The following is a 15,159-nucleotide window of genomic DNA, read 5'->3' as shown; positions in this document are numbered from 1 at the left end:
AAGATAATCTTCAGGGCAGGGTGAAATTCCCGACCGGCGGTAAAGCCCGCGAGCCATTTGATGGCAGACTTGGTTAGATTCCAAGGCCGACAGTAGAGTCTGGATAAAAGAAGATTGATATATATTATATGTATTTATATATCTTGATTATAAAGCCTGTAGAATATCTTCAGGCTTTAATTATTTGGGAGGTATAGTATGTATAATCAAGTTACTACAAAAAAGAGTCTTTTTACTACATCTGTTTTAGCAAAAATATCTATTTTATCTGTTATTTCATATTTAATAATGTTTGTTGAATTTCCAGTAGTATTTGCACCAGGATTTTTGAAATTAGATTTTTCTGATATACCAGCTATAATAGGAGGATTCGCTCTAGGGCCAGTGGCTGGAGTGTTTATAGAACTTATAAAAAATATATTACACTTTGTAACAAAGACTTCTACGAATGGTGTTGGAGAAATAGCTAATTTTTTAATAGGGGGAGCTTTCGTATTTATATCCTCTGGAATATACCATCTTAAAAAGAGTAAGAAAAATGCTATAATTGGATGTTTAATAGGAACAATAGGTATGAGTATAATTGGAGCTTTGGCTAATCAGTATATACTTATTCCGTTTTATGCAAATTTGTTTCCAATAGATGCAATAATTCAAATGGGAACTGTTGTAAACAAGAATATAGTAGATGTTAAGACTTTGATATTATATGGAGTTGTACCGTTTAATATATTCAAAGGGATTGTAATGTCTGTTATTACAGCTATATTGTACAAGAAGGTTTCTTGCATAATAAAGTAAATTTAATAAAAGGATAATAAAAGCCGTGAATAATATTCATGGCTTCTGTTTTTTGTATTATTATAATTTTTCGTGTTTTTTGATATAATAAGGTGCATAGTAATTATTTGGTCAAAACTAAGGTTGGATAGGAGCAAAAACATGGAAACTATATATTTAAAGAATGAACAAGAAACTAGTGAAATTGGATATAGATTGGGACAACTTTTAAATAAAGGCGATGTAGTTTGCCTAATAGGAGATTTAGGTGCTGGAAAAACTACTATAACAAAGAGTATAGCAAAGGCGCTTGAAGTAGATGATTATATTACAAGCCCTACCTTTACTATAGTGAATGAATATGATGGAAGATATTCTCTTTATCACTTTGATGTATATAGAATATCATCTAGTGAAGACATGTATGAGATAGGATTTGAAGAGTATGTATACGGTGAAGGTATATGTATTATAGAGTGGGCTAATTTAATAGAAGATATACTTCCAGATGAATACATAAATATAGAACTTAATTACAAAGATGATGGTAGAGAAATGATACTTACTGCTTATGGTAAACATTACGAGAACATAGTAAAGGAGATAATTAAATAATGAAGGTACTTGGAATTGATACATCTTCAAAGGCTGCATCAGTTGCTATTATGGAAGATGATAAGCTTATATCAGAATACACTATAAATAACAACAAAACACATTCACAAAAACTCATGCCTATAATTGAGAATATGTTTAAATTAAATGAAATGAGTGCTGATGATATAGATTTGATATCTGTATGTGTAGGTCCAGGGTCATTCACAGGACTTAGAATTGGGGTTGCTACTTCTAAGGCTATAGCTCATGTAAGAAATATACCTATAACTATAGTAAATTCACTTGAAGCACTTGCCTTTAATATGAGTATGACAAATAAAACAATATGCCCTATGATAGATGCACAAAAAAATCAGGTTTATACTTGCAAATATTCTTGGGATAAAGAATTTTTATTAAAAATAGAGGATATAGACGTAAAAAAAGTAGATGATTTAGCTCAGGAGCTTAAATCTTCATTAGAAGAATTTATATTAATTGGAGAAGGTGTAGACTTACATAAAGAAGTTTTTGAAAATATAGATAATGTATATATAGCTCCTAATGCTCATAAATCATCAAGAGCATCTAGCGTATGTGAAATAGGTATTGATAAATTCAAAAAAGGTGATACAAAAACTCATTACGAAGTAGTACCTTATTATATAAGAAAATCTCAGGCAGAGGTTCAATATGAAGAAAAGATGAAGAGGTTAAAGGAAGATGGAAAATAATATAGTTATAAGAGATTTAGAAGAAAAAGATATAGATGATTTAGTTGAAATAGAAGAACTTTGCTTTAAGTCTCCGTGGACAAAGAACTCCTTACAAAAAGAACTTAAAAATAAACTTGCTAGATATAAGGTAATAGAAAAAAATTCAAGAATAGTAGCATATGCAGGAATATGGTTAATAGTAGATGAAGGCCATATAACAAATGTTGCTGTCCATCCTGATCATAGAGGTCTAGGATATGGTAATAAAATAGTAGAAGCTTTAATACATGAATGCAGAGAAAACAACGTAGTATCTATGACTCTTGAGGTTAGAAAATCAAATGATACGGCTATTGGTTTATATAAAAAATACGGTTTTAAATTATCTGGAATAAGACCTGGATATTACACTGATACTCAGGAGGATGCACTTATTATGTGGAAAGATATAGAAAAAGGAGAGTAAATATGAAGGATATAATAACTTTAGCAATAGAAAGTAGTTGTGATGAAACTTCAGCTGCCATACTTAAAAATGGAAGAGAAGTTATATCTAATATAGTTGCAACTCAAATAGACCTTCACAAAAAATTTGGAGGAGTAGTTCCAGAAGTTGCTTCAAGAAAGCATGTAGAGAATATAGATGCTGTAATTCAAAGTGCTTTAGATGAAGCTAACATGACATTTAATGATATAGATATAATAGGAGTAACACATGGACCAGGACTTGTAGGAGCCTTACTTGTTGGACTATCTACAGCAAAGGCTCTGTCATTTGCACTTGACAAGCCTTTAGTTGGAGTTAATCATATAGAGGGACATATAAGTGCTAATTTTATACAGGATAAAGAATTAAAGCCTCCTTTTATATGCCTTATAGTATCTGGTGGACATACTCATCTTGCTGAGGTTAAAGACTATGGTAAATACGAGATACTTGGAAGAAGTAGAGATGATGCAGCAGGGGAGGCATTTGATAAGATAGCAAGAGCGATGAAGCTTGGATATCCAGGAGGGCCTATAATAGATAGATTATCTAAGGTAGGAAATAAAGATAGTATTAAATTCCCTAGAATATATTTAGAAGATGATAGCTATGATTTTAGCTTTAGTGGGCTTAAATCATCTGTTCTAAATTACCTAAATGCAAAAAAGATGAAAAATGAGGATATAATAGTTGAAGATGTTGCGGCATCATTCCAGCAAAGTGTTGTAGAAGTACTTACAAACAAAGCTATAAAAGCAGCAAAGGAAAAGGGGTATGACAAAATAGTTTTAGCTGGAGGAGTGGCAGCAAACTCTGGACTTAGAGAAATGCTAGTAAATGAATGTAAAAAACATAATATAGATGTTAAATATCCATCCCTAGATTTATGTACAGATAATGCTGCTATGATAGGATGTGCAGCTTATTATGACTATATAAATGGTAAAGTAGATGATCTTAGTTTAAATGCAGTTCCAAATCTAAAGCTTGGACAAAAATAGGGCTTATTAAATAAGCCCTTCCCATGATTCATATAAATTTTCTAATTCTGTTTCAAGTTCAGATTTTTTAGAAGTAACCTCTTTTGACTTTTCAGGGTTAGAATAAACATCTTCTTGGCACATAAGTTCATTTAGATTTTCTATTTCAGATTCAACTTCCATTATTTCTTTTTCTATATTTTGTCTTTGAACTCTTAATTTTTTTTCAGATTGTTTCTTTTCTCTTTCTTTTCTTTTTTCTTCTTTTATTTGAGTTTTAGTTTTTTCTTCAACTGTCTCGGTTGTAATATCATTTAATTGTTTTTTCTTTTCTATATAGTAATCATAATTACCTAGATACTCTTTTATTCCATCTGGTCCTAGAAGAATTATTTTATCTACAACAGTATTTAAGAAATATCTATCGTGTGAAATCACGAATAAAGTACCTTCATAATTAGATAAGGCTTCTTCTAACACTTCCTTAGAGTTTATATCTAAGTGATTTGTAGGCTCATCTAAAAGTAAAAAATTAGACTTTGAAAGCATAAGCTTTAAAAGGGCTACTCTAGCTCTTTCTCCTCCACTTAAGGTTGATATTTTTTTGAATACATCTTCATCTTCAAATAAAAATGCTGCAAGCATAGTTCTTAGGGTACTTTGCTGAAGTGATTTATTTTCATTCCAAATTTCATCAATTATAGTATTATCTAAATTAAGAGTCTTTTGCTCCTGATGAAAATAACCTATATTAACATTTTTACCTAATTTGAATTGTCCTTCTATTAGTTCTAAACTATTCATTAAAACCTTAAATAATGAAGATTTACCTATTCCATTAGGACCTATAAGGGCTACTTTTTCACCTTTATATATATTGAAATCAACATTTTTAAACAATATATTATCATCATATCCAACAGATAAAGTCTCAACACCTAATACATCATTACCACTAGATATACATGGCTCGAATCTAATACGAGCCTTTTTAGCAGCTGCATCAGGCTTTTTTAAAACATCTATTTTATCAAGAGCTTTTTCTCTACTTCTAGCTCTTTTAACTTGCTTTTCTCTTCCGAAGGATTTTAATTTTTCGATAACTTCTTCTTGCCTTTTGATCTCTCTTTGTTGATCTTCATATTTTTTTTGCTCTATTTCTTTTTCTATTTTTGATTTTTTTACAAACTCAGAATAATTACCATTATAAGCACTTAAAGTCTTGTTATGAAGCTCAAATATCCTATTCACAGTTTGATCTAAGAAGTATCTATCATGAGAAATTATAAGAACACTTCCTTTGTACTGCTTTAAGAAAAATTCAAGCCATTCTACAGCGTCTGTATCAAGATGATTTGTAGGCTCATCCAGTAAAAGGAGTGTAGGCTTTTTAAGTAAAAGCTTAGCTAGAAGAACTCTGGTTTTTTCTCCTCCTGACAATATATTAACGTTTTTGTCCAGATCATCATCAGAAAAACCAAGTCCCTTAAGAACTCCTTTTACCTCTGATTTGTAACCATAGCCATTTTTATCAGAGAACAATTCTAGCTTGCGAGAGTATTCATTCATCAATTTTTCAAGCTCTTTAGAATCTATTTTTTCACTTTGAATTGATATATTTGTTTCCATATCACGAAGTTCTTGCTCCATATCTATAAGATCATTAAAAACTGTTAAAACCTCATCTAATATATTATTTTTAGATTCAAAGTTCATATTTTGCTCTAAATAACCTATTTCAGTACCCCTTGATATGTATATATCACCATTATCATAAGAATATTCACCTGATATTATCTTAAATAAAGTAGTTTTACCAGTTCCATTAATGCCGACAACACCTACTTTATCTCCTTCATTTACTGTAAAGCTTATACTGTTTAATATAGAATCTACTCCAAAACTTTTATTTATATTATTACACGATAGAACAATCATAATTTGTAACCTCCTACTAATTTAAAACAAATCTAAGTAAAATTATAAAGTTTAAACAAGATATAATCAAGTTTTGTATAGTAGATTAATAAACATCGATAAAAATATGTATTAATCGACAACAAATGTGATATAATAGTAGGTATGGAAATTGACATACAAAAAAGAGTTTGTTATAATTATATCAAAAGAAATTATATGAAGTAGGTGAAGGAATGTCTAAACAAATTTCGATGGCTGTAATAAGAAGATTACCAAAATATTATAGATACTTAAGAGACTTATTAGATAGAGATATATATAGAATTTCATCTAAAGAATTAAGTGAAATAATTGGTTTTACAGCTTCTCAAATAAGACAAGATTTAAATAACTTTGGGGGATTTGGACAACAAGGATATGGATATAATGTTGAAGAACTATACAATGAAATTGGAAAAATATTAGGTATAGACAGAGGGTACAATACTATAATAGTTGGAGCTGGTAACTTAGGGCAAGCTATTGCTAACTATTCTGGATTCCAAAAATCTGGATTCAAAATAAAAGCTTTATTTGAAGCAAACCCTAGACTTATAGGGCTTAAGATAAGAGATTTAGAAATATTTGATATAGATGATATAGAAGAATATATAAAAAATAATGATATTAAAATAGCTGTAATATGTACACCAAAGGAGAGGGCTCAAGATATAGCTGATAGATTATTTGAATCGGGAATAAGTGGAATATGGAATTTTGCACCAGTGGATTTAGTTTCACCAGAGAATGTAGTAGTTGAAAATGTTCACTTAACTGAGAGTTTATTTACTTTATCGTATTTACTCAATGAAAAGAATAATTAGAAAAAATAAAGAAGCTATCAAATGATAGCTTCTTTATTTTTGAATTTATTTTTATTATTCAGGTTGAGGTGCATCTACTGGACATACTCCAGCACAAGCTCCACAGTCGATGCAAGTGTCAGCATCTACAACATATACACTATCTCCAGCTGATATACAGCTAACTGGACATTCAGGTTCACAAGCTCCACAGCTTATGCAAGCGTCATTAATTTTGTAAGCCATTTTAAATTCCTCCTCCAAAAAAGTTATAATTTTCTATTTGATTATAGCAGAAATATAGAAAAATAACAACTGCTAACGGTATTATTATACGCATAAAGTTTATTTGTAAACAAGTTTTTAATAGAAACTAAAATTTGACAAACTAATAACTTAAAAGTATAATTAAAGAATAATAGGTGATGGAGTTCACCTTAATTGCTTAAATGCTGATGACTCCTATAGATATTAATATCTATAGGAGTTTTTTTTGTGTATAAAAAATAGTAAAGGTAGGTAATAAAAATGGCAAGTAGTTTAGCTTTAATTGTAATATTAGGTCTTATAATGAATGAATTATTTGAAAAAATGAGGCTTCCAGGATTACTAGGAATGTTGATTTTGGGAATAATAATAGGACCTTATGGCTTTAACTTAATAGACAATGGTGTTTTAAATATATCTTCTGATTTGAGAAAAATAGCACTTATAGTAATTCTTCTTCGAGCAGGACTTGGTATTAGCATAGTCGAACTTAAAAGAGTAGGTGTTAGTGCTGCTAAATTATCCTGTATACCAGGGATTATGGAAGGACTTACAATAGCGTTTTTATCTATGAAAATATTGGGATTTTCATTTATACAAGGTGGAATATTAGGATTTATAATAGCAGCAGTCTCTCCTGCGGTAGTTGTTCCTCAAATGCTAGAGCTTATGAACAATAATCTTGGAACGAACAAAGGAGTGCCCACATTAATAGTAGCTGGAGCATCTATAGATGATGTATTTGCAATAACAATATTTACAACATTTTTAGGGTTATACTCAGGATCTCATATAAATATAACTATGAAGTTAATTGGAATACCTGTATCTATACTACTTGGAATATTACTTGGATTAATAATAGGTATAATGGTAATTAAAATACTTAAAATCTACAATATACATGATACAAAAAAGGTTTTAATAGTTTTAGGTGTAGCTATATTACTCACAACTTTAGAAGATATTTTAAAAGATACAGTTGAAATAGCTTCATTACTTGGAGTTATGACTATGGGATTTATAATAAGAGAAAAATCATCTAATCTATCAAGTGTATTATCGGGTGGATTCAATCATATATGGTTATTTGCACAAATACTTCTATTCGTGCTAGTAGGAGCACAAGTAAATACATCTGTGGCATTTGAATCAGGGTTTAATGGAATAATTATAATATGCATAGGCCTTTTAGCGAGAAGTATAGGTGTGTTAATTTCTGTTAAGGGAACGGATTTAAACTATAAAGAAAGATTGTTTTGTGTTATATCATATACTCCAAAGGCAACTGTACAAGCTGCAATAGCTGGGATACCATTAGCATTAGGAGTTGAATCAGGAGAGGTAATACTTGCAATAGGGGTTCTTGCAATATTATTTACAGCACCTATTGGAGCGTTAGGAATTAAGTTATCTTCTAAGAGATTTTTAGTTCAAGAGTAAGGTTTTAAAATGTTGATAAAAATTAAACTAATATTGAAAAATAACATAAAATTGTAATATACTATTTAGTATATAAATATAATAAGCATATACAAATAACAGGATAAAAAAGGAGAGAACTCATTTGAAAGATTTATTAGAATATAATCCTATAATTGCAGCGGTAAAAAATGATAAAGGGTTACATGATGCAGCAAAGTCTGACTGTGAAATAATATTCTTATTATATGGAGATGTGATTACACTAAAGGAAAAGGTTGATTTTTTAAATAAAAATAATAAAAAGGTTTTTGTTCACCTAGATATGATAACTGGGTTTGCGTCTAATCCAATAATAATAGACTATATGGTATCTAATATGAATGTAGAAGGAGTTATAAGTACAAGGGTTAATATGATAAAAAGAGCTATAGATAAAAAGCTTAAAGTTGTGCAAAGATTTTTTATAGTTGATTCTATATCTTTAGATTCCGCTCTTGAAAGTCTTAAAAAAGTTAGACCACAAGCAGTTGAAATAATGCCAGGTATAATGCCAAAGGTTATAAAAAAGGTGAATTCACAACTTAAAATACCTGTTATAGCAGGAGGTCTTGTTGAAACTAAGGAAGAGGTTATGGATATTCTTAAAAATGGAGCATCTTCTATATCCACTACTAATAAAAGTATATGGGAAGAGTGAATCGTTGGAATTTTCAAAAAACTATTGACGTTTAACTAACTCTAAATTATAATAGGAATATAATAATTGAATAAATAAAAGCTGGAGACGAGAGAGCTATAGTAAATAATAAATGAAAAATTATTAATATTATAGTTCTCTCTTTTTATATATTTAAATTTAGCAAAAAATTATGCTTAACAGTTTAAGAAAGAAGTCTAAAGTTAAGATTCTCCAGAAATAAAGACTTTTTCTAAGCATCAGGAAAACATTTTCACGAATACTAATACTATTGGGGGTGTAATTTTGAAGCATTTAGGAACTATTATAGGAACAGCTATCGCGGGTATGTTTGTAATGTCCGTTTGGGGTGCATTTGTAGTACCTTATGGAATCGCTGGTGGTTGGTTTGCAGGATTTTTAATAATTGGAGTTATGTGGTACATGAATCATTATATTGGAATTTTAAACAATGAAGATGGAGCAGCTTGGGTAGATATGGCTTTGGGAATTGCAGTAGCAGGTCTTACTAGAGATGCATTTTTAGCAGGAAGCTTTGCGCCTATATCAAATTCAATGCTTACTTTATTAATTGTAATTGCTGGTGGAGTAACAGGTGGTATAACAGCAGGTCTTATACAAAAAGATGTATTGAATAAAAAAGAATCTGAATCAGAATCTGTTTAGAGGGGGGAATTTGTAATGACTTTAAAATTAGCAATTGGAACATTTGCTGGAGCATTTATATTTCCATTTATGATAAGGCTTGTATGGGGAAAATTAGTTGAAGATTTTGGACCTATAGGAGGCTGGATGGCAGCTGCATTTATCGTTGGTCTTTGTTGGACTTTAAATCATGGTGTAGGAGCTATACATCAAATGGAAGGTGGCGGATGGATAGATATGGCATTTGCCGCAGGTGCTGGATTATGGGCAGCAGCAGCAGTTGTTGACAAAGCAGATGTTGGAAAATCTATACCTACGATTATATGTTCAGTAATTGGAGGAACTCTTGGAGGATTTTTATTATCAACTTTTTTATAATGAGTAGGAAATTATAATCATCTTGAAATTGTGGATAAATATAATTTTCGTTATGAGTTTCAAAAAAGTCTACATTGAAAATCTTCAAAAGGAAGACTATTTTATAATGTAGGAAATTATAAAAAAAATTAATTTAGTAGATTTGTTTATTGATATATAAATATACTTATCTTAAAATAATAAAGTGGGGGGAATTGTAATTATGCAAAAGAAATACATTATGTCTTTAGACCAAGGAACTACAAGTTCGAGAGCTATATTGTTTGATAAAGATGGCAAAATAGTAGGTGTATCTCAAAAAGAATTCACTCAAATATATCCTAAGGCTGGATGGGTTGAACATGATGCTATGGAAATTTGGGGAACTCAAAGTGGAGTTGCAAGAGAAGTTTTAGAAAAAACTGGCATATCTCCTGAAGAAGTTGCAGCAATAGGTATTACAAATCAAAGAGAAACCACTGTTGTTTGGGATAAAAATACTGGAAAGCCTGTATATAATGCAATCGTATGGCAATGTAGAAGAACAGCTGAGATATGCGATAAATTAAAAGAAAAAGGTCTAGAGGATAGTGTAAAAGATAAAACAGGTCTTGTAGTAGATGCTTATTTTTCTGGTACTAAAATTAAATGGATACTTGATAATGTAGAAGGAGCTAGAGAAAAAGCTGAAAATGGAGAATTATTATTTGGTAATATAGATACTTGGTTAATTTGGAACTTAACTAGAGGTAAGGTTCATGTTACTGATTATACTAATGCATCGAGAACAATGATTTATAATATAAAAGAATTAAAATGGGATGATGAATTACTTGAAGCCCTTGATATTCCAAAATCAATGCTTCCAGAAGTTAAGCCATCAAGCTGTGAATATGGAGTTACTGACGAGTATACATTTGGTGGAGCTCAAATTCCTATAGCAGGAGATGCTGGAGATCAACAAGCTGCTTTATTTGGTCAGGCATGCTTTGATGAAGGTATGGCAAAGAATACTTATGGAACTGGCTGTTTTATGCTTATGAATACAGGAGAAAAGCCAGTAGCATCTAGAAATGGATTATTAACGACTATAGCTTGGGGCGTAGACGGAAAGGTAGAATACGCTCTTGAAGGAAGTATATTCATGGGTGGAGCTTCTGTTCAATGGTTAAGAGATGAACTTAAAGTTATATATGATGCTAAACAATCAGAATACTATGCATCTTCAGTTGAAGATACTAATGGAGTATATATGGTTCCTGCATTTACTGGACTTGGAGCACCTTATTGGGATATGTATGCAAGAGGAGCAATAGTAGGTCTTACTCGTGGAGCTAAGAGAGAACATTTAGTAAGAGCAACTCTTGAATCTATAGCATATCAAACTAAGGATGTTTTAGAAGCTATGCAAGATGATTCAGGTATAGAGCTTAAAGGACTTAAGGTTGATGGAGGAGCTTGTGCTAACAACTTCTTAATGCAGTTCCAAGGAGATGTATTAAATGTTCCTGTTAATAGACCAGAGGTTATAGAAACTACTGCTCTAGGTGCAGCTTATCTTGCAGGTCTTGCAGTTGGATTCTGGAAGGATAAAGAAGAAATAAAAGAAAAGTGGGCTATAAATAGAACCTTTACTCCTGAAATGGAAGATGAAAAGAGAAAAACTCTTTATAAAGGATGGAAAAAAGCAGTAAGAAGAGCTATGGAATGGGAAAAAGAAGATTCAGCTGAATAATTTAATTAAATAAATTTAAACTTAATGTTTAAGGCAAGGAGAAGAGAGATAGCCTAATATAGGATATCTCTCTGTTTTTTTAACTGACAATTTTTGGGAATTTACAATTTATATTAATTTAATCATATTGATATAAGTTTTAAGTTTCTAATGCTTAACTTTGATAATGATTTTACAATGAGGAGGAATAAACATGTTTGATGTAGCTGTAATAGGGGCTGGTGTTGTAGGAGCCAGTATAGCTAGAGAGCTTTCTAAGTATAACTTAAATGCGGTTGTATTAGAAAAAGGAGTTGAAGTTTGTCAAGCAACTACAAAAGCTAATAGTGCAATAATTCATGGTGGGTACGATGCTGTTGATGGAACTTTAAAGGCAAAGCTAAATGTTAAAGGAAATGAAATGTATGAAGACTTATGCAATGAGCTAGATGTTCATTTTAATAGAATAGGATCTTTAGTTGTTGCATTTTCTGAAGAAGAAATGGAGACTGTAAAGGATCTTTATGAAAGAGGAGTTGCAAACAAGGTTAAAGGTCTTGAAGTATTAAATAAAGAACAAGTTAAAGAGGTAGAGCCTAATATAAGTGATGAAGTAGTAGGAGCTTTAAGATGTAAAAGCGCTGGAATTATTTGTCCATTCAACTTAACTGTTGCTTTAATGGAAAATGCTATTACTAATGGTGTTAAGCTAAATACAGAATCAGAAGTAACTAATATAACTAAAAATGAATACTTTAATATAGAAACTAAAAAAGGAAATATACAAGCTAAATATGTTATAAATGCAGCTGGATTATATGCTGATAAGATAAACGAAATGATAGGTGGAGAAGAATACCATATTATAAGCAGAAAGGGAGAATACAGGGTTTTAGATAAATCAGAAGGAGATATTGTAAAGCATGTATTATTCCAATGTCCAACTAAAAAAGGTAAAGGAGTATTAGTTACACCTACTGTTCATGGAAATGTACTTTTAGGACCTACTGCTGAAGAAGTAAGAGATTCAGAGGATGTATCAATAACAAAGAGTGGCTTAAGTTTTTTAACTAAGAATGCTAAAAAAAGCATACCAAGTATTGATTTGTCAAAGACTATAACATCTTTTTCAGGAGTTAGAGCAACTCCTAATACTAAGGATTTTATGATATTTGCATCAAGTAAGGCTAAAGGATTTATAAATGTTGGAGGAATAGAATCTCCTGGACTTAGTGCAGCACCAGCTATAGCTGATTATGTAATAGATATATTAAAAGAAGAAGGATTAAATCTTGAAGCTAAAAAAGATTTTAATCCGTATAGAAAAAAAGATAAGCCATTCTCTCATATGAGTAATGAAGAAAGAAAAGAAGCTATTGAAAAGGATATAAATCATTCAAAGATTATATGTAGATGTGAAACTACAACAGAAGCTGAGATAATAGATGCAATTCATAGACCAGCTGGAGCTAGAACTGTTGATGGAGTAAAAAGAAGAGTAAGACCAGGAATGGGAAGATGTCAGGGAGGTTTTTGTGGTCCTAGAGTAGTAGAAATATTAGCTAGAGAGCTTAATTTAGACATGGAAGATGTTTTAAAAGACTATGAAAATTCTAAAATGATATTAGGAAAAGTAAAAGAAGCAAGGGGTGAAAAGGTTGAAATATGATGTTGTTGTAGTTGGAGGAGGACCAGCAGGACTTGGAGCTGCTGTTGAAGCGAAAAAGCACGGAGCAAAAAAAGTATTAATAATAGAAAGAGATAGAGAACTTGGAGGAATACTTAATCAATGTATTCATAATGGATTCGGTCTTCATGAATTCAAAGAAGAACTTACAGGACCTGAATATGCAAATAGATTTATAAAAATGGTAGAAGAAAATGATATAGAATATATGCTAAATACTATGGTTCTTAGTATAGAAGATAAAAATATAATAGCACTTGGAGAAAAAGGTCTTATAGATATCGAAGCTGTTGCAATAGTTCTTGCAATGGGATGTAGGGAAAGAACAAGAGGCGCAATAGACCTTGCAGGTTATAGACCAGCAGGAGTTTATACAGCAGGAGCAGCTCAAAGATTCATGAATATGGAAGGTTATATGGTAGGTAAAAAAGTAGTTATATATGGTTCTGGTGATATTGGACTTATAATGGCTAGAAGAATGACTTTAGAAGGGGCTAAGGTAGAGGCTGTAGTTGAAGTTAATCCTCATTCAAGTGGACTTACTAGAAATATAGTTCAGTGTCTAGATGACTTTGATATTCCTCTTTTATTACAGCACGGAATAACTTATGTTCATGGAAAGGATAGGGTTACAGGAGTTACTATATCAAAGCTTGATGAAAATAGAAACCCTATAGAGGGAACAGAGAAAGAAATAGAGTGTGATACAGTATTATTATCAGTAGGACTTATACCTGAAAATGAGCTTTCAAGTGATACAGGAGTTGATCTTCATAATACAACTAAAGGCCCTATTGTAAATAATAAGATGCAGACTAATGTTGATGGAGTGTTTGCATGTGGAAATGTTGTTCATGTTCATGATTTAGTTGACTTTGTTACTAAGGAAAGTAGAATAGCAGGAAGAAATGCCGCATTATATGTTTTAGATAAAATAGAGAATAACGAAACTGTTAAGACTAATCCTGGAGATGGGATAGGATATATAGTACCTCAACAAATAGATACTAAATTAGGAGAAGAAGTTAATCTATTTATGAGAGTTAGAAATATATACTCTAATAAAAAGCTAGTTGTTAGAGATGGAGATGAAGTAATACTTCAAAAGAGAAGACCTCATATGATACCTTCAGAGATGGAGAACTTAAAATTGAGTTCGGAAATTGTTAAAAATCTAAAGGGTAATATCAGTGTTTGTGTAGAGGAGGCTTAATAATGGAAAAAAACATTACTTGTATAGTATGTCCTGTTGGATGTAGAATGACAGTTAAAAAGAATGAGGATAAGAGTTATACAGTTACAGGAAATACATGTAAAAGAGGAGAAAAATACGGAGTAGAAGAAATGACAACTCCTAAGAGAATGGTTACAACTACTGTTAAGATAAAGGATGGAGCTTTAAGGTTAGTACCTGTAAAAACTAGTGATTCAATACCAAAAGAGCTTATATTCAATCTTATGGAGCTTCTTGATGATATTGAGATTGAAGCACCTGTGATGGTTGGAGATGTAATTGTTGAGAATGTATTAGGTACTGGGGTTAATATTGTTGCTAGTAGGGATATGTGTAAGGTATCATAAAAGTTAATAAAAATAAAAATGAAGGTTATGAAGATAACCTTCATTTTTATTATGCAAAAGTATAGTCAATTTAAGTTATAAGCCTAATCGCAAATAAAGGGGATTCTAATACCGAGAATATGTTAAATTTTTTGCATAAAACTAAGCATTCTGTCTTATTGAAGGTGCTAAAAGTTCTAAACTCCCGTTGGTCAGACAACGAACTTTCTTAACGCACCTTCAAACGACACAATACAAGTTTTAAGCAAAAATATTTAAACCATTCTCTAACATTAGAATCCCCTTTATTTGAGGGGGTTGTAACCCCTAAGCGTATCATAGTGAATTTTACAAAATAAGACTTAAAATTACAAAATATTACTGATAATATTTAGGTATGGAAAATAAATGTTAAGGAGTGGTATTATGAAAAGGAATTTTAAGTTTTTGTTTACTTTGGTAATGATAGTTGTAAGTATGATTTT

At 31.0% G+C, this 15,159-nt stretch carries 16 protein-coding genes and 2 riboswitches; of the genes, 14 read left to right on the top strand and 2 right to left on the bottom strand.

The window, feature by feature from the left end:
• Nucleotides 1–2 precede the first annotated feature (2 nt).
• A riboswitch (FMN riboswitch) is annotated at nucleotides 3–119 on the top strand.
• A 79-nt stretch (nucleotides 120–198) separates the two neighbouring features.
• From N4A48_RS08800 to tsaD, 5 genes are all read left to right on the top strand, one after another.
• Nucleotides 199–801, top strand: coding sequence for an ECF transporter S component (locus N4A48_RS08800; protein ID WP_293665528.1), 603 nt, complete (start codon nucleotides 199–201; stop codon nucleotides 799–801).
• Between the two features lie 141 nt (nucleotides 802–942).
• Nucleotides 943–1,395: a tRNA (adenosine(37)-N6)-threonylcarbamoyltransferase complex ATPase subunit type 1 TsaE gene (gene tsaE / locus N4A48_RS08795; protein ID WP_293665527.1), complete on the top strand. Its 453-nt coding sequence runs from the start codon at nucleotides 943–945 to the stop codon at nucleotides 1,393–1,395.
• Nucleotides 1,395–2,111: a tRNA (adenosine(37)-N6)-threonylcarbamoyltransferase complex dimerization subunit type 1 TsaB gene (gene tsaB / locus N4A48_RS08790; protein ID WP_293665526.1), complete on the top strand. Its 717-nt coding sequence runs from the start codon at nucleotides 1,395–1,397 to the stop codon at nucleotides 2,109–2,111. Before tsaE ends, tsaB begins: the two co-directional genes overlap by 1 nt.
• On the top strand, nucleotides 2,101–2,559 hold the full coding sequence (gene rimI / locus N4A48_RS08785) for a ribosomal protein S18-alanine N-acetyltransferase (RefSeq protein WP_293665524.1): 459 nt from the start codon (nucleotides 2,101–2,103) through the stop codon (nucleotides 2,557–2,559). The genes tsaB and rimI overlap by 11 nt, the downstream gene beginning before the upstream one ends.
• A gap of 2 nt (nucleotides 2,560–2,561) precedes the next feature.
• Nucleotides 2,562–3,581 carry a tRNA (adenosine(37)-N6)-threonylcarbamoyltransferase complex transferase subunit TsaD gene (tsaD, locus tag N4A48_RS08780; protein WP_293665523.1) on the top strand — a complete coding sequence of 340 codons (1,020 nt, stop codon included), beginning with the start codon at nucleotides 2,562–2,564 and terminating at the stop codon, nucleotides 3,579–3,581.
• 6 nt (nucleotides 3,582–3,587) lie between these two features.
• Here the strand turns inward: tsaD and N4A48_RS08775 are convergent, their stop codons facing one another.
• Nucleotides 3,588–5,498, bottom strand: coding sequence for an ABC-F family ATP-binding cassette domain-containing protein (locus tag N4A48_RS08775; RefSeq protein WP_293665522.1), 1,911 nt, complete (start codon nucleotides 5,496–5,498; stop codon nucleotides 3,588–3,590).
• A 215-nt stretch (nucleotides 5,499–5,713) separates the two neighbouring features.
• On the opposite strand from N4A48_RS08775, the gene N4A48_RS08770 reads away from it, so the two are divergent.
• Nucleotides 5,714–6,343: a redox-sensing transcriptional repressor Rex gene (locus tag N4A48_RS08770; RefSeq protein WP_293665521.1), complete on the top strand. Its 630-nt coding sequence runs from the start codon at nucleotides 5,714–5,716 to the stop codon at nucleotides 6,341–6,343.
• A 54-nt stretch (nucleotides 6,344–6,397) separates the two neighbouring features.
• Here the strand turns inward: N4A48_RS08770 and N4A48_RS08765 are convergent, their stop codons facing one another.
• Nucleotides 6,398–6,568, bottom strand: coding sequence for a 4Fe-4S binding protein (locus N4A48_RS08765; protein WP_293665520.1), 171 nt, complete (start codon nucleotides 6,566–6,568; stop codon nucleotides 6,398–6,400).
• Nucleotides 6,569–6,734: 166 nt separating this feature from the next.
• A riboswitch (Fluoride riboswitch) is annotated at nucleotides 6,735–6,794 on the top strand.
• A 56-nt stretch (nucleotides 6,795–6,850) separates the two neighbouring features.
• On the opposite strand from N4A48_RS08765, the gene N4A48_RS08760 reads away from it, so the two are divergent.
• The 8 genes from N4A48_RS08760 to N4A48_RS08725 all read left to right on the top strand — a co-directional run bounded on the left by N4A48_RS08760 (nucleotide 6,851) and on the right by N4A48_RS08725 (nucleotide 14,695).
• Nucleotides 6,851–8,032: a cation:proton antiporter gene (locus tag N4A48_RS08760; protein WP_293665519.1), complete on the top strand. Its 1,182-nt coding sequence runs from the start codon at nucleotides 6,851–6,853 to the stop codon at nucleotides 8,030–8,032.
• A 124-nt stretch (nucleotides 8,033–8,156) separates the two neighbouring features.
• Entirely contained in the window at nucleotides 8,157–8,711 is a 555-nt protein-coding gene (locus N4A48_RS08755) for a glycerol-3-phosphate responsive antiterminator (RefSeq protein ID WP_293665518.1), read from the top strand.
• A gap of 285 nt (nucleotides 8,712–8,996) precedes the next feature.
• Entirely contained in the window at nucleotides 8,997–9,377 is a 381-nt protein-coding gene (locus N4A48_RS08750; protein ID WP_293665517.1) for a Lin0368 family putative glycerol transporter subunit, read from the top strand.
• 15 nt (nucleotides 9,378–9,392) lie between these two features.
• Nucleotides 9,393–9,734 carry a Lin0368 family putative glycerol transporter subunit gene (locus N4A48_RS08745; RefSeq protein WP_293665516.1) on the top strand — a complete coding sequence of 114 codons (342 nt, stop codon included), beginning with the start codon at nucleotides 9,393–9,395 and terminating at the stop codon, nucleotides 9,732–9,734.
• A 202-nt stretch (nucleotides 9,735–9,936) separates the two neighbouring features.
• Nucleotides 9,937–11,448 (top strand): glycerol kinase GlpK, encoded by a 1,512-nt coding sequence (glpK, locus tag N4A48_RS08740; RefSeq protein WP_293665515.1) that lies wholly within the window; start codon nucleotides 9,937–9,939, stop codon nucleotides 11,446–11,448.
• A gap of 193 nt (nucleotides 11,449–11,641) precedes the next feature.
• Nucleotides 11,642–13,096, top strand: coding sequence for an NAD(P)/FAD-dependent oxidoreductase (locus N4A48_RS08735; protein WP_293665513.1), 1,455 nt, complete (start codon nucleotides 11,642–11,644; stop codon nucleotides 13,094–13,096).
• Nucleotides 13,086–14,327, top strand: a complete 1,242-nt coding sequence (locus tag N4A48_RS08730) for an NAD(P)/FAD-dependent oxidoreductase (RefSeq protein ID WP_293665512.1) — start codon at nucleotides 13,086–13,088, stop codon at nucleotides 14,325–14,327. Before N4A48_RS08735 ends, N4A48_RS08730 begins: the two co-directional genes overlap by 11 nt.
• Nucleotides 14,328–14,329: 2 nt before the next feature.
• Complete coding sequence (locus N4A48_RS08725; protein WP_293665511.1) at nucleotides 14,330–14,695, top strand: DUF1667 domain-containing protein; 366 nt, start codon at nucleotides 14,330–14,332, stop codon at nucleotides 14,693–14,695.
• The last annotated feature ends 464 nt before the right edge of the window (nucleotides 14,696–15,159 follow it).

The organism is Tepidibacter sp., from assembly GCF_025210165.1.
In the GTDB taxonomy this organism is placed as follows: Bacteria; Bacillota; Clostridia; order Peptostreptococcales; family Peptostreptococcaceae; genus Tepidibacter_A.
The sequence above is the reverse complement of the archived record's forward strand: the minus strand, read 5'-3'. Positions and strand labels throughout refer to the sequence as shown.